Genomic DNA, 23,454 nt, shown 5'->3' with positions numbered 1-23,454 from the left:
CTCAGTGAGGCCCGCGCCCGGGCCTCACTGCCCCGGCGGCTGGGGCTGTGCGGGCCGGCCGCTGCGCAGCCAGTCGCCGATGGCGTCGAACACGCGGCCCACGCCGGCGCCGAAGCTGCTCTGGTACTGCACGCCCGCGGTGTCCGAGATGGCCGACACCCAGCCGCCGTCGCGCCATTCGCTGTAGACCAGATCGCCGCCGCTGGCCACCACGCCCTCGGGCGGCTCGGGCAGGGGCTGCACCGGTTTGCCCTTGAGCGCCACGCCCATGTAGTCGGTCCAGATCGGCAGCGCGATGCGCCCGCCCGATTCGGCGCCGCCCAGGCTGCGCGGCTTGTCGTAACCCACCCAGACGGCCGTGGCCAGCGTGGGCTGGAAGCCCACGAACCAGGCGTCGACCGCCTCGTTGGTGGTGCCGGTCTTGCCGTAGATGTCGGGCCGCTTGAGCACGGCCTGCGCGCGCGCCGCGGTGCCGCTGCGCGTCACCTCGTTGAGCAGGCTGGACATCACGTAGGCATTGCGCGCGGGAATGGCGCGGGTGTCTTCGGTGAGCGGAGCGGCCGGCGGCGCTTCGAACAGCACCTTGCCCTGCGCGTCGGTGATCTTCTCGATCACCACGGGCGGCACGCGCCAGCCGCCGTTGGCCAGCGTGGCATAGGCCTGCACCATCTGGATCGGCGTGGCGCTGCCGGTGCCGAGCGCGAGCGTGAGGTCGTCGGGCTGGCGCGCCGGGTCGAGGCCAAAGCGGCCCAGCCAGTCGCGCGCCGTGGGCGTGCCCACGTGCTGCAGCACGCGGATGCTCGCGAGGTTGCTCGACACCGCGAGCGCGTGGCGCACCGTGATCGGGCCCAGCGTCTGGTGGTTGCTGTTGGTGGGGCTCCAGCCGTTGGCCGCGGTGAAGGGCAGGTCGTCCACCAGCGTGCCCGGCATCACGCGCGATTCGAGCGCGGCCGAGTACAGCAGCGGCTTGATCGCCGAGCCCGGCTGGCGCCAGCCCTGGGTGACGTGGTTGAACGGCTGGTTGGTGAAGTCGAAGCCGCCCACCAGCGCGCGGATGCGGCCGCTCTGCGGGTCCATGGCGACCAGCGCGGCCTCGACCTCGGGCCACTGCGAAATGGCCCACACATCGGTCTTCCTGTCCTTGGCCTTGCCCGTGCTCACCACGCGCACGATCGCGCCGCGCGCGAGCTTGAGCGGCGCCTTGGCCTTGGGATCGAGCCCGCGCTGCGCCCAGCGCAGGCCCTCGCCCTGCAGCGTCACGCGCTCGCCGGTGGCGAGCTGCACCTGCACGGCCTTGGGGTTGGCGTCGAGCACGATGCCCACGCGCAGGGTCTCGTCGTCGCGGTGGTCCTTGAGCGCCTCGGCCGCGGCGCGTTCGAGCTCGGCGCCCGTGCCCGCGGGCAGCGATTCGGTGTCTTCGGGCCCGCGCCAGGCGCCGCGCCGCTCGAAGGCCAGCACGCCGCGCTGCACCGCGGCGTGGGCCGCGCGCTGGTCGGCGGCCACGAGCGAGGTGGTCACGCGCAGGCCGCTGGAATAGGCCTCGGTGCCGAAGCGCTCCACCACCGCGCGGCGCGCCATCTCGGCCACGTGGGCGGCGTGCACGCTGCGCAGGCCGGGCGTGCGGATCACGAGCTTCTCGGCGCGCGCGGCCGCGAGCTGCTGTTCGGTGATCACGCCGGTCTCGCGCATGCGCTCGAGCACCACGCGCTGGCGCTGCGTGGCGCGCTGGAAGTTCGCCACCGGGTTGGCGTAATAGGGGTTCTGCGGCAGGCCCGCGAGCATGGCGTTCTCGGCCAGCGTGAGCTGGTCGAGCGGCTTGCCGAAGTAGGTCTTGGCCGCGGCCGCGAAGCCATAGGCACGCTGGCCCAGAAAGATCTCGTTGAGGTAGATCTCGAGGATGCGGTCCTTGGAGAGCTCGTTCTCGAGCTTGAGCGCGAGCCAGATCTCCTTGGCCTTGCGCTCGGCCGAGAACTCGCGCGTGAGCAGCATGGTGCGCACGAGCTGCTGCGTGATGGTGGACGCGCCCTGCTTGCGCCCGCCCGTGATCACCGCCACCAGCGCGCGCGCCATGCCCTTGGGGTCCACGCCCGAGTGCTCGCGAAAGCGCGCGTCTTCCACCGCCAGCAGCGCCTGCTGCAGCTGCAGCGGGATGCGCGCGAGCGGCACGTACTCGCGCCGCTCGGCGCCGAACTGCGCGATCTCTTCGCCGTCGGCGGTGAACACCTGCAGCGGCAGCTTGGGCTGGTAGTGGACGATGCGGTCGAGCGACGGCATGTCGAAAGCCGATACGGTGGCCGGCAGCGCTGCCGCGAGCGCGGCGGACAGGGCCAGGGCCAGGGCGGCCCGGCGGGAGCGGTTCTGCAACATGGGGCGCGATTGTCCGCTGCCCGCCTGAAGCCCGGTGAACGCGGGGTGGGGCGGTGGTTGCCAGCTGTAACAAGCGGGCGGCGGGCTGACGGGCGGCGCTCGCACGCCTCAGCTGCTGCCGCGCACCACCAGCTCGAAGCCCAGGTCGGCGCTGCTGCGCGCCAGCGGCTCATCGCGCAGCAGCGACAGCAGCATGCCCGCGCCCACCTCGCCGATGGCGCGGCGCGGCGTGCGCACGGTGGTCAGCGGCGGCAGCATCTGGTCGCTGCCCGAGAGGTCGTTGAAGCCGGCCACCGCGATGCGCTGGGGCACGGCCACGCCCAGGCGCAGCGCGGCGAGCAGGCCGCCCTGGGCCAGGTCGTCGTTGCAGAAGAACACCGCGTCCACCTCGGGCCGCGTGCGCAGCAGGTCTTCGAGCAGCTCGCCGCCCAGGCGCATGGACGATGGCTGCGGGCTCAGCAGCTCCAGCCGCGCGTCGTACAGGCCGGCGGCGCGCAGGCAGCGGCGGTAGCCCTCGGCACGCTGCAGCACGCGCGGGTCGAGCTGCGCCGCGATGAAGGCGATGCGGCGGCGGCCGCGCTCGATCAGGTGCTGCGTGATCGCGTGGCCCGCGTCCTGCTGCGAGAAGCCCACGCAGTGCACGCCGGGCGCGTCGGTGAGCTCCATCAGGTACACGCAGGGAATGCCGCTGGCGGCCACCAGCTGGCGCGCGGCTTCGGTGCGGTCGAAGCCGGTGAGCAGCACCCCCGCGGGCCGCTGCGCGAGGTAGCTGCGCAGCAGCTGCTCTTCTTCCATCGGGTCGTAGTGCGTCACGCCGATCAGCGGCTGCAGGCCGTGCGGCAGCAGCACCCGGTGCACCGCCTCGATCACGTCCACGAACAGCGCGTTCGACAGCAGCGGCACCAGCACCGGCACCTGCGTGCCGCGGGCCGAGGCCAGCGCGCGCGCGGCCGGGTCGGGCACGTAGCCGAGCCGGGCCGCGGCCGCTTTCACGCGCGCCACCAGTTCGGCGGCCACGCCACGCTCGCCGCGCAGCGCGCGCGACGCGGTGATGGGGCTGACCTCGGCCTCGCGGGCCACGTCCTGCAGGGTGATGCGGCCGCTGGGCCGGCGGCGGCGTTCGGTGGGTGGGGTGGGGGGCAAGGGTTTTCCCTGTCAAAGCGGTGACGGAACGGGGAATAGGATAGCGCTACCATAGCGGGCTTCGCATCCGGATTGGCCCTGATGTTCCCACACTCGGGCAGCCATTCCGAAGCAAAGCGATCGCCATGAACGGTCCTGACCCCAGGACCGTTTCTTTCGGATTCTTTGGACAGCGCTACCAATGACCCTCAACCCCGTTCCCACCCGCCTCGTCGTCATGGGCGTGGCCGGCTGCGGCAAGTCCAGCCTGGGCCAGCATGGCGCCCGGGCCCTGGGCCTGCCGCTGCTGGAGGGTGACGACTTCCACCCCGCGGCCAACGTCGCCAAGATGCGCTCGGGCATCGCGCTCAGCGACGACGACCGCGCCGCCTGGCTCGATACCCTGGCCGAGCAGCTCGCGCTGCGCCCCGAGGGCGTGGTGCTCACCTGCTCCTCGCTCAAGCGCCGCTACCGCGACCGCCTGCGCGCGGCCGCACCGGGCCTGCGCTTCGTGTTCCTGCAGCTCACGCGTGAACAGGCGCGCGAGCGCGTGGCCACGCGGCCCGGCCACCTGTTTCCGGTGAGCCTGGTCGACAGCCAGTTCGAAGCGCTCGAAGACCCGAGCGCCGAGCCCGGCGTGCTCGCGCTCGACGCGATGCGCCCGATCCCCGAACTCGTGAGCGCGGTGGCGCAGTGGGTGCGCAGCGCGCCCGCGCCGCGGCAGGAGGTGAAGGCATGAAAGCGATCCGCTTCCTCAAGCACCTGGCCGAGGGTTTCCTGGCCCTGTGCCTGGCGGGCATGGTGGTGGCCGTGTTCGGCAACGTGGTGCTGCGCTACGTGTGGGGCACGGGCTGGGTGGTGTCCGAAGAACTCTCGCGCCTGCTGTTCGTGTGGCTGGTGGCCATCGCGGCCACGCTCACCTTCGCCGAAGGCAAGCACCTGGGCTTCGACCTCGTCACCGCGCGCCTGAGCGGCGTGCCCGCCGCGGTGCTGCGCTGGCTCACGCGCGGGCTCATCGGCCTGTCGCTGTACTACCTCATCACCGGCGCCTGGGCGCAGGTGGTGGTGGGCATGGGCAGCCACAGCCCGGTCATGGGCTACCCGCTGGCGCTGGCCGCGGGCGCCATTTTCGTGATGGGGGTGTGCATGGCCGCGCTGCTGGTGCTGCAGGCGCTGGCCGAGCTGTTCGGCCGCCAGGAAGGCGGTGCCGCATGACCATCGTGCTGTTCCTGCTGGTGCTGTTCGCCACCATGACGGTGGGCGTGCCCATCGCGTTCGCGCTCATGCTCACCGCGCTCGCGCTCATGGTGCAGCTCGACTTCTTCGACGCCCAACTGCTCGCGCAGAACGTGCAGGCGGGCTTCGACAGCTTCCCGCTGCTGGCCGTGCCCTTCTTCATCCTCGCGGGCGAGCTCATGAACGCGGGCGGCCTGAGCCGGCGCATCATCGACCTCGCGCGCGCCTTCGTGGGCCACATCCCCGGCGGCCTGGGCTACGTGGCCATTGCGGCCTCGGTGATGCTCGCGTCCATGAGCGGCTCAGCCATCGCCGACACCGCCGCCCTGGCCACGCTGCTGTTGCCCATGATGCGCCAGCAGCGCTACCCCGAAGGCCCGAGCGCGGGCCTGATCGCCTCGGGCGGCATCATCGCGCCCATCATCCCGCCGTCCATGCCCATGGTGATCTACGGCGTCACCACCAACACCTCGATCAGCAAGCTGTTCCTCGCGGGCATCGTGCCCGGCCTGCTGATGGCGGTGAGCCTGGTGCTGGTGTGGCGCCGCATCGCGGGCCGCGAACAGCTGCCGGTGGCCGAGAAAACCAGTTGGTCGTTCCGCCGCTCGGTGCTGGCGTCGAGCATCTGGGCGCTGTTCATGCCGGTGATCATCATCGGCGGCCTGCGCCTGGGCATCTTCACGCCCACCGAAGCCGCCGTGGTGGCCGCGGCCTACGCGCTGGTGGTGGCCATGTTCGTGTACCGCGAACTCAGCGTGGCCGGCCTGTACCGCGTGTTCGTGGACGCCGCGCGCACCACCGGCGTGGTGATGTTCCTGTGCGGCGCCGCCACCGCGGCCAGCTACATGATCACCCTGGCCGACCTGCCCAACCAGCTCGCCGACATCATGGGCCCGCTGCTGCAGAACCCGCTGCTGTTCATGGCGGTGGTGGCGGTGTTCCTGCTGGCCGTGGGCATGGTGATGGACCTCACGCCCACCATCCTCATCCTCGCGCCGGTGCTCGCGCCGCTGGCCGCCAAGGCCGGCATCGACCCGGTGTACTTCGGCTTCGTGTTCATCTTCATCGGCTGCCTGGGCCTGCTCACGCCGCCCGTGGGCACGGTGCTCAACGTGGTGGCCGGCGTGGGCGGGCTGCGCATGGAATCGGTGATCCGCGGCGTCATGCCCTTCCTGCTGGTCTACCTGGCCATGCTGGCGCTGCTCATCGTGTTCCCGGCCATCGTCACCCAGCCGCTCAAGTGGATGTTCTGAACCCCTTTCCGTTTTCACCCGGCGGCGCGGCCGCCAACAACCCCAGGAGATGACCATGAAACTCAAGCAACTCGCGCTCACGCTCACCGTGGCCCTGGCCACCGTGGCCGGTGGCCTCGCCCACGCGCAGGACATCAAGCCGCGCATGATCCGCTTCGGCTACGGCCTCAACGAAGACTCCAACCAGGGCCGCGCGGTCAAGCTGTTCGCGCAGGAGGTCGAGAAGGCCTCGGGCGGCAAGATGAAGGTGCGCGCCATCGGCGCGGCCGCGCTGGGCTCCGACATCCAGATGCAGCAGGCCCTGATCGGTGGCGCGCAGGAAATGATGGTGGGCTCGACCGCCACGCTGGTGGGCATCACCAAAGAGATGGCCATCTGGGACACCCCCTTCCTGTTCAACAACGCGCAGGAAGCCGACGTGGTGCTCGACGGCCCGGTCGGCCAGAAGGTGATGGACAAGCTGCAGGACAAGGGCCTGGTCGGCCTGGTCTACTGGGAAAACGGCTTTCGCAACCTCACCAACAACAAGCGCGCCGTCACCAAGCTCGAAGACCTCGACGGCATCAAGCTGCGCGTGATGCAGAACAACGTCTTCATCGACAGCTTCAAGACCCTGGGCGCCAACGCCGTGCCGCTGCCGTTCTCCGAGCTGTTCACCGCGCTCGAGACCAAGACTGTCGATGGCCAGGAGAACCCGTACAACACCATCGTCTCGAGCAAGTTCTACGAGGTGCAGAAGTTCCTCACCGTCACCAACCACGTCTACAGCCCGTGGATCGTGACCGTGAGCAAGAAGTGGTGGGACCAGCTCAGCAAGGACGAGCAGAAGGTGCTGCTGGACGCCGCGAAGAAGAGCCGCGACTTCGAGCGCAAGGACACGCGTGCCGAGGCCGACAAGGCGCTGGCCGACCTCAAGGCCAAGGGCATGCAGATCAACCAGCTCAGCCCCGCCGAAGCCAACCGCATGCGCGAGAAGCTCAGCGCGGTGAACGCCGGCATCGCCGCCAACGTGGGCGACGACCTGTGGAAGGAAACCCAGGCCGCGGTGGCCAAGGCGCGCGGCGGCAAGTAAGCGCGGCCCACCCTTGCTCACAAACCCCCGCGGCCCCGGGCCCCGGGGGTTTTTTCATGCGCCGGCCTCAGCCGCCGTTCGGCGGCACGCGAAAGCGCTCGCCCACGGCCCGCTCGGCACACGCCAGAGCGTTCGCCAGCGCGCGCACCAGCCGTTTGCTGGTGGTGCGCGGGCGCAAGCGGGCCGAGCTCACGCCCGCGGGTGAGGTGCTGGTGCGCGAGGGGCGCAAGCTGCTCGCGGCGCGCGACGAACTGATGGACCGGGTGCAGCGCCGCGCGAGCGGGCGCGAGGGCGTGGTGCGCGTGGGCGTGTCGGCGGGCGTGAGCACGCGCTTGCTGCCCATGGCGCTCGAGGCCCTGGGGCGCTCGAGCCCGGGTGTGGAGGTCAAGCTCGAAGCGGTGGGCTCGGCCGAGGCCATGCGGCGCCTCACGAGCGCCACGCTGGACATCGGCATCGTCGCGAGCCCGCAGCCGCCCATGGCCGAGGTGAGCCTGACGCCCTGGCGCAACGACCCGATGGTGGCGCTGCTGCCGGCGTCGTGGAACGCGCCCGAGCGGGTCACGCCCGATTGGCTCGTGACCCGGCGCTGGGCGTCGTTCGCGCCGGCCACGCAAATGCACGGCCTGGTGGCGGCCTGGTTCGGCCAGGCCGGCTACCACCCGCGCCCCTACCTCACGCTGAGCTACCCGGGCGCGCTCAAGAGCCTGGCCGCGGCCAGCCAGAGCGCGGCCCTGCTGCCGCTCGAAGAGGTGCAGGACCAACTGGACGCACCCGGGGTACAGGTGCGCCACCTGCACCCGCGCCTGATGCGGCCGATGGCGCTCGCACACCGGCGGCTGGCCACGCCCGACCCGGCGGTGGATGCGGTGCTGAAGGTGCTGGTCGGCCTGGGGGATTGAGCGATACAAGTTGTTGAATCACCATCGATTGATGGTGATTCAACAGCGATCGATGTGTAACATGCAACGCATGAACACCGATCTCATGGCCGAACTGCTGGGGGGTGCCTCGCGGTACCGGGTGCTGCGCTGCCTGTACGGGCAACCCGAGCGCCCGTTCCGGGTGCGTGAACTGGCCATGGAGGCGGGTGTCGACCCGGGCAATACCTCGCGCTGGTTGCGGCGCTGGGTGGACGTGGGGCTGCTCGAATCGTCGGTGCAGTTCGGCCAGACGGTGTTCCGCGCGTCCGGCGATCCGGCCTTGAAGCCGCTGCGCGCCCTGCTCCAACAAGACCACACGACCGTGCGTGTGTTGCGCGAAGCGGTGTCGCAGCTCGGGGGCGGGGTGCACGCCGCGGCCATCTTCGGCTCGGTCGCCCGCGGTGAGCCCCGGCCCGACAGCGACATCGACCTGCTGCTGATCGCCGATGGTTTGTCGCGCCTGCAGGCGCAGTCGCACTTCAAGAAGGCCGGTCGCGCACTCGGCCGGCCGGTGAACGTGCTGCTTTACACACTGGCCGACTGGAGCAGAGCCCGGTCGGGCGGGGACTCACTGGTTCAAGACATCGCGTCGGGCGATGTCATCGAACTCCAGGGAGACATCCATGCCCTTGCGCCAACCCCAGGACTTCCTGCGCGCCGGCAGCAAAGTGTTCGTCAAGGCGCCCGTTAGCCGCATGTCGGTGGCCGGCTGGCGAAGCATTGCGCAAGGCAAGGCGGCCGATGCCCACCGCGCCGCCAACTCGAACAGCACGCGGCTGGGCGCTGCCTACGATGCCGTTCTCAATTTGAGCTTTGCCGTGCTGCTGATCGAAGGTTGGCGCTGTACCTCGGCCAACGGGCATCACGCCGAGGCGCTTGAAGCCGCTGCGGCCATCGTGGGCGTGACCGAGTCGGTGTTCGATCGTGTCGACGCCATCCGCGACCTGCGCAACAACCAGTACCAGGGGATGGAGCCCACCGCTGACGATGTGGAGGCTGCGCTCGAAGCCATGGCGCGCATGGCTCCCGAGCTGTTGTCTTACCTCGCCCGCTTGCGCTGAAGCGTCACATCGATCAGGGATTGCACTGCCCGCAATGCGCCGGCTCGGCGGTGAGCCGGTCGGTGCGCGGACGGTCGGTCTGGTGCGCGCAGCACGGGCAGCGCCAGACCTCGCTGCGGTAGCTGCTGGTGGGGCTGCCGCAGTCGGCGCAGGGCAGGCCGGGTTCGCGGTGGCTCACGCCGAAGCCCGGCGCGCCGCAGGCCGGGCAGACCGAGCGCAGGCGCTGCAGCAGGTCTTGCGCGGCCTGGCCGATGCGCGCCATGCGCTCGGGGTGCGCGAAGGCGCGCAGGTCGTGCTCCACGAACACGCGGCCCTGCCGCGATTGCGCCAGCGCCTCGTCGAAGCCGCGGCGCAGCAGCGCCCAGTCGGCCACGCCCTTGTGCAGCGGCGGGCCGTCCTCGTCGTCGGGGCGGATCACGAGCTGCTGCCGCGGAAAACCCTCGCGCTGCGCAAAGGCCTCGATGTCGGCCCAGGCGTTGCTGTGCACATGCCCGTTGCGCGCCGGGCCCTGGGCCACGCCCACCACCTCCAGGCCCTGCGCGTCGTCGATCCACACCAGCACCTCGACGTTCCAGGGAAACATGCCCGTGAAGGGGTCGGGGCCGAAGCTGCCTTCGCTCGCCAGGCCCAGGGGCAGGCCCGACAGCGCCATGCCCTGGCGCGCCTTGCGCCGCGCGGCCTCCACCTGCGTGCCCTCGCGCGGGATCTCGCGTGTGAAGGTGCCGAGCAGGTCGGTGTCGAAGCCGCTCACGAGCTGCACGGTGCAACCCAGGCCGGGGTCGAGCACAGGTGCGATCACGCGTTCCTTGCCGTGCTGGGTGAGCAGGGCCACGCGCTGGCCCGCGTACGGTCCGGGCCGACTCATGCGCGCACGGCCCCCACGTTCGCCACCGCCTGCCAGCCGCCGTGCACACGGCGCTCGAAGCCCGAGTCCGCGAAGCGCCACAGGTGCAGCCAGCCGTTGTCGATCAGTTGCCGCACCACCGCATGCTGGCCGATCACTTTGTCGATCGCTTCCTGCGCAGCGTCGATCACCACCGTGAGGCGCAGCGGCTCGTGCACCCAGCGCTCGCCATCGTGCAGCGACTGCCTGGACAGGCCGACGCGCAGGTCGCCGCCGTTGCCCTCGAACACGCCCAGGTGGCCGCCCACCACGTTGTGCAGCACCTTGTTGCCGCTGCCCAGGTGCTGCGGGTCGCAGGTGGACGCGTGGTACTGCCAGTTGATCCAGTGCGTGACCAGCATGGGCGCGGTCATCAGCAGTTCGAGCACGCTGCCGTCGCGGTCGTGCGCGGCGTCGTAGTCGTGCAGGAAGCTGCGGCCCTGGAGCACGCTGCCCAGGCTGCGCCAGCGCGGCGCGATCACGAACGCGGCGTTGCCCGCCAGGCCCCACTCGGGGCGGGTCTGCGCGCCGTCGTTGGCGCGGCGGCGCAGTTGGTCGAGCAGCTCGGTGTGCGGCGCGCGCGGGTCGAGCCCGAGCGAGGGCGCGCGTTCGCGGCGCACGCGGTCGCAGGCGTGTTCGAGCACGCGCTGCAGGTGCTCCCAGCGCGCGAGCGCGGCCGGTGGCAGCAGGTCGAGGTCAAAGCCCTCGATCTCGTCGGTGGTGGTGTTGTGCAGCGCGGCCATGAACACCGTGTCATCGGGCAGGGCCACCCCTTGCGCGCGCAGGCCTTCGCGCACCGCGGCCTCGTTGAGCAGTTGCGCCAGGCTGCGCGCGTTCACCTCGCCAGTCTGGCCGCAGCAGGCGCCGCAGTCGAGCGCGGCCGCGTGGGCGTTGTTGGCCGACTGGCTGCCGTGGCCCACCAGCAGCACCAGCGGCGCCACCTGCGAGCCCGCCGCGCCCAGGCCCATGGCGTGCAGCACGCGCGCGGCCAGTGCCACCTTGGCCGCGGTGTCCAGGCCCATCAGGGCCGGACGGCACACGGGGCGGTAGCGCGCGGGCAGGCCTTCGAGGTCGTCGCGCGCGCGCGCCCGCCGGCCCGGCACCAGCCAGCCGCCGAGCTTGCCGAGGTAGCCCAGGCCCGCGGCCTCGACGAAAGAAAACGCCGCGCCGGGCCAGCGGCTGGCGGCCTGCCACTGGTCCTTGAGCGCCAGACGCGTCTGGCGCGAGCGCTCGGCCGCGGCCTGCAGCAGCGCGTCGGTGGCGCGGTGCGCGGCGTCGGCGCTCACCACGCGGTCGGTCACTTCCATGGCGGGCGCGAGCAGGCCCGGCAGCTGCGGCCGGCGCGCGGCCGTGGCCAGCGGCGTGTAGGCCACGGGCAAGCCGAAGAAGCCGGCGAAGCCCAGCGTCTGCACGGCCGGCCACTCGGCCTCGATCGCGCGGCGCAGCGGCTCGCTGCGCACGTCGATGCAGAAGGCGGCCTGCACCTCGGTCACGGGCGGCACCAGCGGCGGCGCGGCCGTGGCGAGCAGGCGTTGCGCGAGCTGGCGCTGGTAGCCGACCTCCAGCGCGAGCTGCCACACCTCGTCCACGAGCAGCGCCCGCTCTGCTTTTTGCAGCACCTGGGGCGCGTCGGCCCAGGCCTGCTGCAGCTCGGCGAAGGCCCGTTCGGCGTCGTCGTCGTGTTTGCCTTCGAGCAGCAGCACCCCCCAGGCGAGGCGGATCGCGAGCAGCTCGCGCAGGTGCGCGTCGTGCCCGCCCTGCTGCGCGGCCTGCCAGCCCAGGTAGGCGCACCACGAGGCCCAGCCGTTCACCGACAGCAGCACCGATTCGAGGTAGTCGGCCCACACCGCGGGCGGCAGGCCCAGGCGCGCGATCACCCAGCGCTCGGCGTCCTGGGCGGTGGCGGGCAGTGCGCCGATCGCCTGGCCCAGGTCGGGCAGGCCCATCAGCAGGCCGATGCCGTGGTCGTGCGTGAGGGTGTCGCGCCAGAAGGCGTACAGGCCCTCGCGGTGCTCGGGCTGCCAGTCGGCCTGGTGGGCGTCGAAGTAGGCCGCGCAGGTCTGGCTCACCTGGTGCGTGACGGCCTGGCGCCAGCCCAGCCGGTTGCCGCGCCGCGGGTCGGTGTCGAGCACGTCGATCAGCAGCGGCAGCTGGGCGCTGGGCGCGGGTTCGTGGAGCGCCTGCACGCAGCGCTCGGCGCTCAGGCCCGCGCTCTGGGCCGCCGGCAGTTGCTGCAGCGCCTGCGCCAGATCGGCCGGGCGGATGCGGCCCTGTTGCCAGGCCTCGCGCTGGCGCTCGCGCGGCGGGAACACCTGCACGTTGCCCAGCGCTGCCATGCGCGCGGCCACGCGGCGCAGCGGCAGGCCGATGCGCTGCCAGTGCGGGTTCACCGCGATCGCGCGGTCCAGCGGCCAGCTGGGTGCGATGGCGCGGCAGGCCTGCGCGCAGGCCTCGTCGATCGCGCGGTGCAGCGCGTCGTCCACGGTCGGCGCGGCCTGGGCCGCGGCGGGGCTCGAATCGTTGAGCGAGTACATGGCGGTTCTCCGGAAAAGGGTCGGTCAGGCGCGGGGCGTGGCGGTCTCGGGCGTCCAGCGTGTGGGCCACAGGCGCAGCGCCAGGCGGGTGTAGGCCTCGTCCACGTAGAAGCCGGCGTAGCTCCAGCGCCGCCAGCCCGAGAGCAGGCCGGGCCGGCGCTGCAGCAGCGCCAGGCCCGCGTACAGCGCGGCCATGCCCGCGAGCGTGATCAGGCCCAGGGCGTGTTGCGGCGCGTCCGCAAGGCCGAAGGGCAGGGCGTGGGCGAACAGCGCGGCCAGCGTGAGCCCGGCCACCATCAGCGCGCCGCACACCACCTGCCGCGCGCGCAGGCCCGCCGGCGCCGGGGCCGAGGGCAGCCACAGCAGCGGCGCCCAGGCCAGCGCGAGCACGGCGCTCCACCACCAGGGCCAGGGGGCCACATCGGGCGCGGCGCTGAGGCCCAGCACCACCGCCACGCTCAGGACCGGCGCGAACAGCAGGCTCGCGCCCGTGGCCGGGGAGGGCGCCGACAGCGCCTGCAGCCGCGTGCTGCGCACCGCCTCGGAGGCCGACAGGAAGGCGTGCGCCTTGTAGAGCGAGTGGCCCAGCAGGTGCAGCGCGGCCAGCGTGTACAGGCCCAGCGCGCACTCCACCAGCATGAAGCCCATCTGCGCCACGGTGGACCAGGCCAGCCGCACCTTGATGCTGATGCGCGTGAGCATGACCATGCCCGCCAGCACCGCGGTGGCCAGGCCGAAGGCCAGCAGCAGCGCGCGCGCGGGCATGGCCTGCTCCAGCAGCGGTGCGAAGCGGATCAGCACGAAGCCGCCCAGGTTGACCACGCCCGCGTGCAGCAGCGCCGACACCGGCGTGGGCGCTTCCATCACCTGGATCAGCCAGCCGTGCACCGGCAGCAGCGCGGTGCGCAGCACCACCGCGAGCACCAGCGCCACCGCGCTCAGGTGCAGCGCGGGATTCAGGCCGTGCTGGGCCACGTGGTCCCACAGGGCCGGCAGCGAACCGCTGCCCACCGTGCCCCAGGCCAGCGCGGCGGCCAGCAGCAGCAGCGCGTCGGCCACGCGGTCGGCCAGGCGCTTCTTGTGCGCGGCCAGGCGGGCGAAGGCGCGCTCGGGGTAGAAGCACAGCAGCCGCTGCAGCGCCACGCCCACCAGGGCCCAGGCGCCGATCAGCACCAGCCAGTGCTGGGCCAGCAGCAGCCCGTGCACCGCGGCCAGCACCACCGCCAGCATGGCCACGTAACGCGGCTGGCCGCGCTCGCCCTGCAGGTAGCGCGCCGAGAAGGCGCCGATGACCGTGCCCAGCAGCTGCACCAGCAGCGCCAGCACACCGGCGAAGGGGGACGGCGCCAGCCAGGCGCCCAGGCCGTTGGCGGGCGCAGCGTCGGGCCGGGCCAGGAAGGGCAGCGCCAGCGCCAGCGCCGCCGCCGCCAGCGCCGCCAGCGACAAGCCCTGGAAGCCTCGCCACAGCGTGGGCGGCGGCACGGTGGGGCCCGGGGTGGGCGTGCGCCCGGCCAGCGCGGCATGGGCCGCGGCCAGGGCCATCAGCACCGCGGGCGTGAGCGCGCTGATCGTCGGCACAAGGTCGGTGAGGGGCATGGCGGGGGCCTCGGTATTGCGTTGCCCACGATCTTCCCGGCTTGCGACCGTTCAGTAAAATACATTGATCAGAACAAAAACATTCTGAAAAACGAACGATGCGCCTCGATCAGCTCAATTTCCACCACCTGTTCTACTTCTGGCGGGTGGCGCGGCTAGGCCACCTCACCCGGGCCGCCGAAGAGCTCAACACCTCGCAATCGGCGGTGTCGGCGCAGATCCGCCAGCTCGAAGACCGCCTGGGCGAGCCGCTGTTCGCGCGCGAAGGGCGGCGGCTGCAACTGACCGACACCGGCCAACTCGTGCTGGCCTATGCCGAGAACATCTTCGGCCTGGGCCAGGAAATGCTGGGCCGGCTGCAGGGCCGCATGGCCGGCGTCACGCGGCTGCGCGTGGGCAGCGTGGCCACGCTCTCGCGCAACTACCAGGAGAACTGGATCCGCCCGCTGCTCAGCGATGCGAGCGTGGTGCTCACGCTCGAGTCCGGCCTGCTGCAAGGCCTGATCGAGCGGCTGGTGCAGCACCAGCTCGACGTGGTGCTGGCCAACGAAACCGTGCCCGCCGACCCCGACCGCCCGCTGCACTGCCGCTTCCTCGGCAGCCAGGCGGTGTCGCTCGTGGGCCCCGCGGGCCGCTGGGCCGCGCAGGCCCTGCGCGTGCCCGAAGACCTCGACGGACTGGACGTGGTGCTGCCCGGCCCGCGGCATGCGCTGCGCGCGCAGTTCGACGCGCTCTGCCTCTCGGCCAACGTGACGCCGCGCCTGCGCGCCGAGGTCGACGACATGGCCATGCTGCGCCTGATCGCGCGCGACAGCGGCTGGCTCACCGTGCTGCCCGAGGTGGTGGTGCAGGACGAACTGCGCACCGGGGCGCTGGTGGCGGTGGGGCGGTTCACCGATCTGCAGGAGCGCTTCTATGCGATCACCACGCCACACCGGCACCGCATCGAGGTGCTGGAGACCCTGATCGCGGGCACGGGCTGAGCCGCGCTATGAGCCGCGCTACAGCACCCGCCGTACCCCGGGCAGCGCGCGCAGGCCCCGCGCCAGCGCGAACGACAGCACCACGCTGGCCGCGCCCACCAGCGCGAACTTGAGCAGCGCCGGCGCGCCCCAGCCCGCGAGCGCCACCGACACGCCCACCAGCACCGGCGCGTGCAGCACGAACGCGCCATAGGCCTGCTCGCTCCAGCGCTGCCACCGCGGGCTGGGCGTGTTGAAGCGGCGCTGGAACAGCACCAGCAGCGATGCGATCAGGCCCCAGGCCATGAAAGGCTCCCAGAAGGCGTACACCACCGCAGGAAGCCCCAGCCCGCCGTTGACATTCACCGGCCGGCCCGCGAGCGCGCCCGACAGCGCTGCCACCACGAACAACAGCGGCAGGGTCAGCCACGTCACGCGCCGCCAGCGCCGGGCCTGCGCGGGCGGCACGCGTTCGAGCCAGCCGTGGCGCGCCGCCGCGCAACCCAGCGCGAACAAAAAAGCGTACGACGCGAAGTAGCCGAGCTGCAGGCCCCACACGCTCTGCCCCACCGGCACCCACTGCCGCAGCGCCAGCGCCACCGCGCCCACCGCCAGCGCCGACGCCAGCCACCACGGCGAACCCGGCACCGGCCGATCGGGCGCGGGCGCGGGCGCGGGCCCGGGCCGCCAACACCGCCAGAGCATGAACGCCGCGGTGAACAGCAGCAGCGCCCACGCGAACCACAGCGGCCCGACCACGAAGCGCAGCTGCTGCACTTGTACCCACCACGCCGTCGCCCAGGGCCGCCCCGCCGGCACGCCCGCCAGCGCCACGGCCAGCGGCCCCAGCACAAAGCCGAACACCAGCAGCGGCAGCCCCAGGCGCAGCAGGCGCTCTTGCGCGAACGCGCGCGCGCCCTTGCGTGCCAGCGAGCCCGGCGTGAAGCGACCGGCGATCAGAAAGAAAAAGCCCATGAAGAAGGCCTGGTTCACGGCGCAGAACACGCTGAGCAACAGGCTCGACGGCGCACCGCCGTCGCGCACCTCGCGGTAGAACCAGTCGCCGCTGCCGCCATAGGTGATGGCCGTGTGGTGCAGCACCACCAGCGCGGTGAGCACCACGCGCAGCCGGTCCAGGAAGACCGTGCGCGGCGGTGTCACACCGAGCCTTCCTTTTCCACCACCAGAATGCGCGCCTCGCCGATCGGGTGCGCCACGTTGGCGATGTCGAGCGCACCCCAGGCGCGCTCGGCGCGGAAGGTCTTGCTGCGGACGATCTTCATGCGGGCTCTCCCATGCTGCGGGCACAAACGTGGGTGCGATCATTGCACCCCGCCACCCGCCCCGCCAACACGCCCCGCCCATGCCCGCCCCCCACCGCTCCCCGCAGGTTGCCGCGCGCATCGGCGCGTTCGTGGTGCAGGCGGCCGCCGCGCGTGGGGTGGACGCCGGACGGCTCATGGCCGACGCCGGCCTGGCCGCCGCGGCGTTGGCCGACCCCGAGGCCCGCATGCCGCTGGCGGTGGAAGAGCGCCTGTGGACCCTGGCCGCCGAACGCTGCGGCGACCCGCTGTTCGGCCTGCGCGCAGCGCAGGCCATCCGGCCCGGCACCTTCGACGTGCTCGATTACGCCGTGCGCACCGCGCCCGACCTGCGCAGCGCCCTGCAGCGGCTGGCCCGCTACAACCGCCTGGTGCACGACCTTGCGAGCTTCGTGCTCGTGCCGGTCGAGGGCGGGCTGCGCGTCGAGCACCGCTTTGATGCCGCGGGCGTCACCCCTTGCCGCCAGGCGGCCGAGTTCACGCTCGCCTCGCTGGTGGTGGTGGCCACGCAGATCGGCGGCGCGCCCGTGCGCGCGCAGGCCGTGGCGTTCGCCCACAGCGCCGGGGGCGATGCCGAGGCCTACCGGGCGGTGTTCGGCGTGGCCCCGCGCTTCGACGCGCCGGTGTCGTGCCTGGTGCTGGCCGACGCGGTGCTGGAGCGCGCCGTGCCCGCGGCCGACCCCGGCCTCTCGCGCATCGTCACCGCGCACGCCGAGCAACTGCTGGCCGCGCACGCGCCGCTGCACGAACCCACGGCCGCCCAGGTGCGCCGTCTGCTGGCCGAGGCCATGGCCAACGGCCCGCCCACGCTGCGGCAGGTGGCCGCGCGGCTGCACCTGAGCGAGCGCAGCCTGCAGCGCCGGCTCGACGAGGAGGGCACGCGCTTCGCCGCGCTGGTGGACGGCGTGCGCCGCGAACTCGCGCTGCGCTACGTGGCCGACCCGCGCCTGGCCCTGGGCGAGGTGGCCTACCTGCTCGGCTTTGCCGAACCCAGCCCCTTCCACCGCGCCTTCAAGCGCTGGACCGGCACCACGCCCACGGCCGTTCGCCGCGCCGCGCGCTGAGCCCGGGATCGCGCGCCTCACCGCAGGCTCGCGATGAAGGCGAGCACCGCGGGCGCGACCTGCTCGGGCGCTTCCAGGTGCGGGTAGTGGCCCGCGCCCGGCACGATCAGCGGCTCGGTGCGCAGGGCCTGGCCCAGCCAGTGCGCTTCGGCCGTGGCGTCGGAAAAGTCGGGGTCGCGCGAGCCCATCACCACCAGCGCGGGCACGCGGCTGCGCGCCACCAGGGCCCCGGTGTCGGCCTTGCTCAGCGACACCATGTGGCGCAGCGCCGCCATGCGACCCGGCTCGCGCAGGTTGGCCGCCAGCGCGGCCCGGGCCTGCGCGTGGTCGGCCGGCTTGCGCAGGGGGAACAGGCTGTTCCAGTAGGCCATCCAGAACGCCACGCGCCAGGGCCCGGCAAAGCCCAGGGCGAGCGCGGCCTTGGCGTACCAGGGGGCGGGCACGTCGCGCACGATGGGACCGAGCAGCACCACGCCGCGCACCCGGGTGGGCGCTTCGTGCGCGGCCCACAGCGCCGAGCCCGCCGCGAACGAGTTGCCCAGCACCACCGCCGGGCCGGCGCCCAGGTGCTCGATCAGCGCCAGCGCGTCGCGTCCCACGTCGCGCGCCGAGTAGCCCGGCCACTGCGCCGAGCTTTCGCCGTGCCCGCGCACGTCCAGCGTGACCACGCGGTGGCCGGCCTGCTGCAGCAGCGGGCGCAGCGCGCGGTATTCGCTGCGCAGATCGCCCATGCCGGGCATGCAGACCAGCAGCGGGCCCGTGCCGCCGGTGTCGTCGTAGGCGAGCCGGGACTGGCCCAGGGTGAGTTGGCGGGTGGGAAGGTTCATGGCCGTGCGGGGATGCGGTTCGGATGGCGGCACTGTGCCGCAGCGCGCCCCCGCCGGCCATGACGGCGCACGCCAGTTGCTTGACCGGCGCCGCCACCGCGGCCACGCCTCAGGCGTGAAACCGGGTCTGCATCTCGGGTGCTGAACGCAGCGTGTGCGCCACCACGCAGCAGCGCTGCGCCGCCACGCGCAATTGCTCGATCGCCTCGGCGGGCGTGCCTTCGCGCGCCTGCAGGTGGATGTCGGTGCTGAACGACTGGAAGCCCACCGGCAGGTCGCGCCCCATGCCCATGGCCCCGCGCATGTCGACCTTGGCCTGCACGTGCACCTCGAGCGCCGTGAGTTCGATGCCCATGGCCTGCGCCACCATGCGCACCGACGCGTCGTAGCAGGCCGCGAGCGCGGCGCACAGCAGGTCGCCGGGGCAGGGTGCGTCGTAGGGGCCGCCGACCGAGCCGTGCACGCCCACCGGCACCGCCGCCTCGTCGCGCAGCGCGGGCACCACCTGCAGGTGGAAAGGGTCGGCGGGGTTGTCGCTGCGGGTGCGCGCCTGCGCGGTGACGAGCGCGAGTTCGGGCGCTTGCTTGTAGCGCGCGCGCAGGGCGGACTGGGTTTCGAAGAGGCGGGTGTTCATCACGAGGCTCCACAAGGGTTGAGGGACGGGCACCGGGCTGCACCCGGCCATCGCAGCGCAGCATTGCAAGGGGGCCGTGGAGCCCTGTACAACGCGGCGTGTCCGGACCTTATCGAGCGCGCGCCGCGCCGGCCTTTAACGCGCTCAAGTCCGGGCTAAACGTTCCTAAACATGCCGCCCCGGAGAAGGTGCATGCCCGACCGCTACCAGTTCGACCGCTTCGAAGTGCGCCCCGCCGAACGCGCCTTGCTTGTCGACGGCGTGCCCGCCAGCGTGGGCGCGCGCGCCTTCGACCTGCTGCTGTGCCTGCTGGCGCGCCACGACCGCGTGGTGGGCAAGGACGAGATCCTCGACGCCGTGTGGCCCGGCCTGGTGGTGGAGGACAACAACCTCTCGGTGCAGGTGGCCGCGCTGCGCAAGCTGCTGGGGCCGGACAGCATCGCCACCGTGGCGGGCCGCGGCTACCAGTGGGCCCTGCCGCTGCGCGCCGCGGGCGCAGCGCCGGCCGCGGGCCTGGCCAGCGGGCCCACCATCGCGGTGCTGCCGTTCAACGTGCTGTGCGACGAGCCGCAGATCCGCTACCTCGCCGACGGCCTGGCCGAAGACACGATTGCGCTGTTGGCGCGCGTGCCGGGTTTTCGGCTGGTGTCGCGCGCCTCGTCGTTCGCGTTCCGCGGGCAGGGCACGACGGTGCCCGAGATCGCGCGCGAGCTCGGCGTGCGTTTCGTGGTCGAGGGCAGCGTGCGCCCCGCGGGCGAGGGCGTGCGCGTGGGCACGCAACTGATCGACGCGAGCAGCGGCCACGTGCTGTGGAGCGGCCGCTTCGAGCGCCGCCGCGACGCGGCCGTGGACCTGCAGGAAGACATCGCGCGCGGGATCATGTCGGAGCTCGAGCCCGAACTCACGCGCGCCGAGATCGCCCACATCCGCCGCCAGCGGCCCGAGCACCAGGGCGTTTGGGCCCACTACCACCAGGCCATCGGCGCCATCGCCCTGCAGGGCTGGGGCCCCGACGCGATCGCCGAAGCGCGTGCGCTGCTGCTCAAGAGCACCGCGCTGGATCCGGCCTTCGGGCTGGGCCACGCGCACTACGCGCTGCTGACGGCCCTCTCCACCAACCTCACACAACTGCCCGACGCGGCCCGGCTCGCGGCCGATGCCTTGCGCACGGCCGATCGCGCGATCGCGCTCGACGACGGCAGCTCCGAGGTGCTGGGCTACGCGGGCTGCGCGCTGTGCGACCTGGGGCAGCACCAGCGCGGCGTGGAGGTGCTGCAGCGCGCGCTCGCCATCGACCCGAGCAATGCGCAGGCGCACGTGGCGCTCGGGGCCTCGCTGGCGCTCACGGGCCGGCTCGAAGCCGGCATCGAGCAGATGCGCCACGGCATGGCCATCAGCCCGCGCGACCGCCGCCAGGGCTTCTGGCGCTGGGCGCTGGGCACCTTCCTGCTGCGCGTGGGGCGCGAGGCCGAAGCCCTGGCCGAAGCACGCGAAGCCGCCCGGCGCGACCCGCGCTTTCACCTCGCGCGCGTGCTCGAAGCCGCCTTGCTGGACCGCCAGGGCCAGCCGGCCGCAGCGGCCGCGGCCCTGGCCGAGGCGCGCCGCCTGTGCGCGGGCATGGGCGTGGCCGACATCGCGCTCACCCACGGCCGGCGCGTGGGCGAGCGGCTGGCGCTGCTGTGGCCGCAGAGCCCGCCGGCGCCCGCCTGAAGGCGGCCCGGCTCAGCTGCGGTACGAAGGATCGATGCGGTCGAGCAGCCGGATGAGCGCGAGCCAGTCGCGCCCCTGGATGTACGAGGGCGAGTCCGCGAACTGCGCGATGGCGCGCGACTGCACCTCGGCCGAGGGAAACACCAGCTTCTGCGGCCCCGAGGTGGCCGCGATCTGGATCTGGCAGGCGCGCTCCAGGTAGAACATGAGCTCGAAGGCCTCGGGCACGGTGCGGCCCGCGGTGAGCAGGCCGTGGTTGCGCAGGATGAGGATGTTGTTGGACCCCATGTCGGCCACCAGCCGCTGCTGCTCGGCGTTGTCCAGCGCAATGCCCTCGAAGTCGTGGTAGCCGATCTGGCCGTACACGCGCATGGCGTGCTGCGAAATCGGCAGCAAGCCATCGGCCTGCGCGGCCACCGCCACGCCCGCGGCGGTGTGGGTGTGCAGCACGCAGCCCACGTCGGGCCGCGCGGTGTGGATCGCGCCGTGGATCACGAAGGCCGCGGGGTTCACCTCCAGCGGCACGTCTTCCGCCAGCCGGCCGTGCACGTCCACCTTCACCAGGTTCGACGCCGACACCTCTTCGTACAGCAGGCCGAAGGGGTTGATGAGGTAGTGCTCGTGCGAGCCCGGCACGCGCGACGAAATGTGGTTGTAGATCCAGTCCGTCATGCGGAAGTGCGCGATGAGCCGGTAGCAGGCCGCGAGCTCGACCCGCGCGGCCCATTCCTCGGGCGACACCTGGGTGCGCAGTTGCTGGCGCTGCTGCAGCACGCGCTGGAGTTCTTCGTTGGTGAGCATGGGTTGTGTCTTGGGGGGTGGAGGGGGCGACGCAGTCTAGGCACGGCCTGCCGCGCGCGGGCATGACGAATCGGCCCCAAGGCATACCGATGCGGTGCGACCCGCGCGCGCCCGCCCGTAAGATGCCGCCGAACTTTTTTGGGCCCTGCCATGCTGCTGAACCTGCGCGAGATCCACGCTTTTCAGACCATCGTCGACTGCGGTTCGCTGGGCAAGGCGGCCGAGGTGCTGCACGTGACGCAGCCGGCCCTGAGCCGCATCGTGAAGCGGCTGGAAGAGCAGTTGGGCGTGCCCTTGTTCGAGCGCCACCAGCGCGGCGCCACGCTCACCGAGTACGGCGCGCAACTCGCGCCCCATGCACGGCTGCTGCTGAACGAATCGGCGCGCGCGGTGCAGGCCATCGAGGCGCTGCGCGGCATGGGCCGCGGCCGCGTGCGCGTGGGCGCGGTGGCCAGCGCGCTGGAGAGCTTTGTGCCCGCCACGGTGGAGCGCCTGCTGCAGAAGTGGCCCGGGCTGCAGGCCAGCGTGGAAGAGGGCCTCACCGAAGACCTGCTGGCGCAGCTGGCGCGCGGCGAGATCGACCTGGCCCTGACCTTCGACGTGCCCACCGCGCCCGGGCTGGAGCGCATCACCGAAGGCGCGTGGCAGGAAGGCTGCTACGTGGTGCTGGGCGAAACCCACCCGCTGTGCGGCCGCACCGACATGCGCCTGGCCGACCTGGCCGAGCAGCGCTGGGCCCTGGTGCCGCGCGGCCTGCAGCCGCGCGAAGACTGGCAGCAACTGTTTGCCGAGCGCCAACTGCCGGTGCCCGCCGCGAGCGTGGAATCGAAGTCCATCAACCTGCTGCGCCGGCTGGTGGCGGGCGGCGGCTACCTGGGCTGGATGCCGCGCGCCCTGTTCGAACCACCGGCCCCCAACCCGGGCCAGGCCATCCGCATCCTGCCGCTGCGCGACGTGCAGACCACGCGGCGGTACGCGCTGTACCGGCGGCAGGAGAGCCATTTGTCGCCGGCGACGGGGGCGTTGGTGGAGGAGTTGTTGGTGGGGGTGAGGGGGGTGGTGGGGTGAGGGAGGGGCGGCTTCAGACGGGGTGCTGCCGGTCGTGTCGGCGCCGTGAACGTCAGATCTGCGTTACCTCGCAGCCATTTGGAAGCTGGTCTTGGACGCGGACCGCTTGCGATTAGCGATGCCATTGCTAGGCTGCTGTGATCGGCCAGTGGTGAGCATTTTTCAGTCGTGGAAGAAGACATTCGTTACCGCGGTTCCAGCCGAAAAACTCGCGCGCAACGCGAATGTGTTAGCCGGAGCTGCTCGTTGAATTTCATTTGTGGTGCAGCCACGTACGGTACTTTTCAAGTTCTTTCAATGCTTCCGCCAAAGACGCCGGGCGCTCTTCGCGGACAAAGGACAGGAGGGTGGGGATAGACATCGTGGACACGGACTTACCCCCGCCATGCGCCTTAGAGAGGTGCGCAAAGTTAGCTCTTTGTAGGGACTCGGCGCATGACCTCTTCAGCTCGAGCGTCAACTCAGTAATGTGCCGATACACAAGGTCGCCGTACACAAGGCACTCTGCCGTCGACGGCATGTATCCCTTGTGCACTACAGCGTTGCGGAACGAACGCCACGTTCTTGTCTGGCCTTTGGCAATTCCAGGAAGTAAAGGTTGCTCTTCCTCAATGACTTTTGGAACTGTATTCGGGCTGTATAGCAGTGAAGCAAACAAATAAGCACCGAATTGCCTTTCCGACTGGTTGTCCACTAGCTTCCAGGTGGCGGCAAATGCATTGGGATCGACTTTGTGCTCTAAGGAGAGCACGAAAACATAGAACTCATAAAACCGCTCGAGTGCAGCCGCCATGCTGGCAATTGCTTCGCGAGGATAGCCGTCGAGAAGGGCCATCGCAGCAAGGTCAAACAGTACTTCGTACTTTTGCTCTTGGATCGCCGTCACTGTGGTGTGTCCGCGTTCGCATGTCGCCTCGTAAAGGCCGTCATCACGTAGCTCAACGGGCAACATCTCGTCAGTCGGCCTCCCGAGCTCTTGGAAGCACTGCATGCATGGGAGGCGCAACTTCATGGTTTATTTG

At 71.7% G+C, this 23,454-nt stretch carries 22 protein-coding genes; 11 read left to right on the top strand and 11 right to left on the bottom strand.

Annotated features, from left to right (window positions below; genetic code table 11):
* Positions 1-24 precede the first annotated feature (24 nt).
* Both G9Q37_RS10445 and gntR read right to left on the bottom strand, forming a co-directional pair.
* On the bottom strand, positions 25-2,367 hold the full coding sequence (locus G9Q37_RS10445) for a penicillin-binding protein 1A (RefSeq protein ID WP_166227136.1): 2,343 nt from the start codon (positions 2,365-2,367) through the stop codon (positions 25-27).
* Positions 2,368-2,475: 108 nt separating this feature from the next.
* Positions 2,476-3,510, bottom strand: a complete 1,035-nt coding sequence (gntR, locus tag G9Q37_RS10440; RefSeq protein ID WP_166227135.1) for an HTH-type transcriptional regulator GntR — start codon at positions 3,508-3,510, stop codon at positions 2,476-2,478.
* Between the two features lie 181 nt (positions 3,511-3,691).
* Between gntR and G9Q37_RS10435 the strand changes: the two genes are divergently transcribed.
* The 7 genes from G9Q37_RS10435 (at position 3,692) to G9Q37_RS10405 (ending at position 9,031) form a co-directional block, all read left to right on the top strand.
* Positions 3,692-4,228: a gluconokinase gene (locus G9Q37_RS10435; RefSeq protein WP_166227134.1), complete on the top strand. Its 537-nt coding sequence runs from the start codon at positions 3,692-3,694 to the stop codon at positions 4,226-4,228.
* Positions 4,225-4,704 (top strand): TRAP transporter small permease, encoded by a 480-nt coding sequence (locus G9Q37_RS10430; RefSeq protein ID WP_166227133.1) that lies wholly within the window; start codon positions 4,225-4,227, stop codon positions 4,702-4,704. The genes G9Q37_RS10435 and G9Q37_RS10430 overlap by 4 nt, the downstream gene beginning before the upstream one ends.
* Positions 4,701-5,978, top strand: a complete 1,278-nt coding sequence (locus G9Q37_RS10425; protein ID WP_166227132.1) for a TRAP transporter large permease — start codon at positions 4,701-4,703, stop codon at positions 5,976-5,978. Before G9Q37_RS10430 ends, G9Q37_RS10425 begins: the two co-directional genes overlap by 4 nt.
* Before the next feature lie 55 nt (positions 5,979-6,033).
* On the top strand, positions 6,034-7,050 hold the full coding sequence (locus G9Q37_RS10420; RefSeq protein ID WP_166227131.1) for a TRAP transporter substrate-binding protein: 1,017 nt from the start codon (positions 6,034-6,036) through the stop codon (positions 7,048-7,050).
* A 56-nt stretch (positions 7,051-7,106) separates the two neighbouring features.
* Positions 7,107-7,949 (top strand): LysR family transcriptional regulator, encoded by an 843-nt coding sequence (locus G9Q37_RS10415; RefSeq protein ID WP_166227130.1) that lies wholly within the window; start codon positions 7,107-7,109, stop codon positions 7,947-7,949.
* Between the two features lie 70 nt (positions 7,950-8,019).
* Complete coding sequence (locus G9Q37_RS10410) at positions 8,020-8,661, top strand: nucleotidyltransferase domain-containing protein (protein WP_166227129.1); 642 nt, start codon at positions 8,020-8,022, stop codon at positions 8,659-8,661.
* Entirely contained in the window at positions 8,594-9,031 is a 438-nt protein-coding gene (locus G9Q37_RS10405; RefSeq protein ID WP_166227128.1) for a hypothetical protein, read from the top strand. Before G9Q37_RS10410 ends, G9Q37_RS10405 begins: the two co-directional genes overlap by 68 nt.
* A gap of 13 nt (positions 9,032-9,044) precedes the next feature.
* Here the strand turns inward: G9Q37_RS10405 and G9Q37_RS10400 are convergent, their stop codons facing one another.
* From G9Q37_RS10400 to G9Q37_RS10390, 3 genes are read right to left on the bottom strand one after another with little or no spacing between them, the layout of a single operon-like run.
* On the bottom strand, positions 9,045-9,896 hold the full coding sequence (locus G9Q37_RS10400) for a DUF6671 family protein (RefSeq protein WP_166227127.1): 852 nt from the start codon (positions 9,894-9,896) through the stop codon (positions 9,045-9,047).
* Positions 9,893-12,448, bottom strand: a complete 2,556-nt coding sequence (locus tag G9Q37_RS10395) for a YbcC family protein (protein WP_166227126.1) — start codon at positions 12,446-12,448, stop codon at positions 9,893-9,895. Before G9Q37_RS10395 ends, G9Q37_RS10400 begins: the two co-directional genes overlap by 4 nt.
* A gap of 24 nt (positions 12,449-12,472) precedes the next feature.
* A complete protein-coding gene (locus G9Q37_RS10390; RefSeq protein WP_166227125.1) occupies positions 12,473-14,044 on the bottom strand; it encodes an NADH-quinone oxidoreductase subunit L in 1,572 nt (523 codons plus the stop codon).
* Positions 14,045-14,142: 98 nt separating this feature from the next.
* Between G9Q37_RS10390 and G9Q37_RS10385 the strand changes: the two genes are divergently transcribed.
* Positions 14,143-15,027: a LysR family transcriptional regulator gene (locus G9Q37_RS10385; protein WP_166227124.1), complete on the top strand. Its 885-nt coding sequence runs from the start codon at positions 14,143-14,145 to the stop codon at positions 15,025-15,027.
* An 18-nt stretch (positions 15,028-15,045) separates the two neighbouring features.
* Here G9Q37_RS10385 and G9Q37_RS10380 read toward each other — a convergent pair whose 3' ends face one another.
* Both G9Q37_RS10380 and G9Q37_RS21940 read right to left on the bottom strand, forming a co-directional pair.
* Positions 15,046-16,167, bottom strand: a complete 1,122-nt coding sequence (locus tag G9Q37_RS10380) for an acyltransferase family protein (RefSeq protein WP_166227123.1) — start codon at positions 16,165-16,167, stop codon at positions 15,046-15,048.
* A complete protein-coding gene (locus tag G9Q37_RS21940) occupies positions 16,164-16,289 on the bottom strand; it encodes a hypothetical protein (protein ID WP_277345042.1) in 126 nt (41 codons plus the stop codon). The genes G9Q37_RS10380 and G9Q37_RS21940 overlap by 4 nt, the downstream gene beginning before the upstream one ends.
* 80 nt (positions 16,290-16,369) lie before the next feature.
* Between G9Q37_RS21940 and G9Q37_RS10375 the strand changes: the two genes are divergently transcribed.
* A complete protein-coding gene (locus G9Q37_RS10375; protein ID WP_166227122.1) occupies positions 16,370-17,392 on the top strand; it encodes an AraC family transcriptional regulator in 1,023 nt (340 codons plus the stop codon).
* Positions 17,393-17,409: 17 nt separating this feature from the next.
* Here the strand turns inward: G9Q37_RS10375 and G9Q37_RS10370 are convergent, their stop codons facing one another.
* Both G9Q37_RS10370 and G9Q37_RS10365 read right to left on the bottom strand, forming a co-directional pair.
* Positions 17,410-18,219: an alpha/beta fold hydrolase gene (locus tag G9Q37_RS10370; protein ID WP_166227121.1), complete on the bottom strand. Its 810-nt coding sequence runs from the start codon at positions 18,217-18,219 to the stop codon at positions 17,410-17,412.
* Between the two features lie 109 nt (positions 18,220-18,328).
* Entirely contained in the window at positions 18,329-18,853 is a 525-nt protein-coding gene (locus tag G9Q37_RS10365; protein WP_166227120.1) for an OsmC family protein, read from the bottom strand.
* 192 nt (positions 18,854-19,045) lie between these two features.
* Between G9Q37_RS10365 and G9Q37_RS10360 the strand changes: the two genes are divergently transcribed.
* The gene (locus tag G9Q37_RS10360) at positions 19,046-20,563 is read left to right on the top strand and encodes a winged helix-turn-helix domain-containing protein (protein ID WP_166227119.1); all 1,518 of its coding nucleotides are present in this window, start codon (positions 19,046-19,048) and stop codon (positions 20,561-20,563) included.
* Positions 20,564-20,575: 12 nt separating this feature from the next.
* Here the strand turns inward: G9Q37_RS10360 and G9Q37_RS10355 are convergent, their stop codons facing one another.
* A complete protein-coding gene (locus G9Q37_RS10355) occupies positions 20,576-21,364 on the bottom strand; it encodes a class II aldolase/adducin family protein (RefSeq protein ID WP_166227118.1) in 789 nt (262 codons plus the stop codon).
* Positions 21,365-21,514: 150 nt separating this feature from the next.
* Between G9Q37_RS10355 and G9Q37_RS10350 the strand changes: the two genes are divergently transcribed.
* Complete coding sequence (locus tag G9Q37_RS10350) at positions 21,515-22,432, top strand: LysR family transcriptional regulator (RefSeq protein WP_166227117.1); 918 nt, start codon at positions 21,515-21,517, stop codon at positions 22,430-22,432.
* Between the two features lie 253 nt (positions 22,433-22,685).
* On the opposite strand, the gene G9Q37_RS10345 is transcribed toward G9Q37_RS10350, so the two are convergent.
* On the bottom strand, positions 22,686-23,444 hold the full coding sequence (locus G9Q37_RS10345; RefSeq protein WP_166227116.1) for a hypothetical protein: 759 nt from the start codon (positions 23,442-23,444) through the stop codon (positions 22,686-22,688).
* Positions 23,445-23,454: the final 10 nt, after the last annotated feature.

The sequence above is a fragment of the Hydrogenophaga crocea genome, from assembly GCF_011388215.1.
In the GTDB taxonomy this organism is placed as follows: Bacteria; Pseudomonadota; Gammaproteobacteria; order Burkholderiales; family Burkholderiaceae_C; genus Hydrogenophaga; species Hydrogenophaga crocea.
Note: the sequence above shows the minus strand (reverse complement) of the source record. Positions and strands in the feature narration are given on the sequence as shown.

Coding starts and splice junctions, on each gene's coding strand:
- G9Q37_RS10435 (WP_166227134.1), top strand. CDS start 3,692: ATGACCCTCAACCCCGTTCCCACCCGCCTCGTCGTCATGGGCGTGGCC.
- G9Q37_RS10365 (WP_166227120.1), bottom strand. CDS start 18,853: ATGAACACCCGCCTCTTCGAAACCCAGTCCGCCCTGCGCGCGCGCTAC.
- G9Q37_RS10420 (WP_166227131.1), top strand. CDS start 6,034: ATGAAACTCAAGCAACTCGCGCTCACGCTCACCGTGGCCCTGGCCACC.
- G9Q37_RS10405 (WP_166227128.1), top strand. CDS start 8,594: ATGCCCTTGCGCCAACCCCAGGACTTCCTGCGCGCCGGCAGCAAAGTG.
- G9Q37_RS10430 (WP_166227133.1), top strand. CDS start 4,225: ATGAAAGCGATCCGCTTCCTCAAGCACCTGGCCGAGGGTTTCCTGGCC.
- G9Q37_RS10385 (WP_166227124.1), top strand. CDS start 14,143: ATGCGCCTCGATCAGCTCAATTTCCACCACCTGTTCTACTTCTGGCGG.
- G9Q37_RS21940 (WP_277345042.1), bottom strand. CDS start 16,289: ATGAAGATCGTCCGCAGCAAGACCTTCCGCGCCGAGCGCGCCTGGGGT.
- G9Q37_RS10415 (WP_166227130.1), top strand. CDS start 7,107: ATGCGCCGGCCTCAGCCGCCGTTCGGCGGCACGCGAAAGCGCTCGCCC.
- G9Q37_RS10390 (WP_166227125.1), bottom strand. CDS start 14,044: ATGCCCCTCACCGACCTTGTGCCGACGATCAGCGCGCTCACGCCCGCG.
- G9Q37_RS10355 (WP_166227118.1), bottom strand. CDS start 21,364: ATGCTCACCAACGAAGAACTCCAGCGCGTGCTGCAGCAGCGCCAGCAA.
- G9Q37_RS10410 (WP_166227129.1), top strand. CDS start 8,020: ATGAACACCGATCTCATGGCCGAACTGCTGGGGGGTGCCTCGCGGTAC.
- G9Q37_RS10375 (WP_166227122.1), top strand. CDS start 16,370: ATGCCCGCCCCCCACCGCTCCCCGCAGGTTGCCGCGCGCATCGGCGCG.
- G9Q37_RS10345 (WP_166227116.1), bottom strand. CDS start 23,444: ATGAAGTTGCGCCTCCCATGCATGCAGTGCTTCCAAGAGCTCGGGAGG.
- G9Q37_RS10350 (WP_166227117.1), top strand. CDS start 21,515: ATGCTGCTGAACCTGCGCGAGATCCACGCTTTTCAGACCATCGTCGAC.
- G9Q37_RS10370 (WP_166227121.1), bottom strand. CDS start 18,219: ATGAACCTTCCCACCCGCCAACTCACCCTGGGCCAGTCCCGGCTCGCC.
- G9Q37_RS10360 (WP_166227119.1), top strand. CDS start 19,046: ATGCCCGACCGCTACCAGTTCGACCGCTTCGAAGTGCGCCCCGCCGAA.
- G9Q37_RS10425 (WP_166227132.1), top strand. CDS start 4,701: ATGACCATCGTGCTGTTCCTGCTGGTGCTGTTCGCCACCATGACGGTG.
- G9Q37_RS10445 (WP_166227136.1), bottom strand. CDS start 2,367: ATGTTGCAGAACCGCTCCCGCCGGGCCGCCCTGGCCCTGGCCCTGTCC.
- G9Q37_RS10395 (WP_166227126.1), bottom strand. CDS start 12,448: ATGTACTCGCTCAACGATTCGAGCCCCGCCGCGGCCCAGGCCGCGCCG.
- G9Q37_RS10400 (WP_166227127.1), bottom strand. CDS start 9,896: ATGAGTCGGCCCGGACCGTACGCGGGCCAGCGCGTGGCCCTGCTCACC.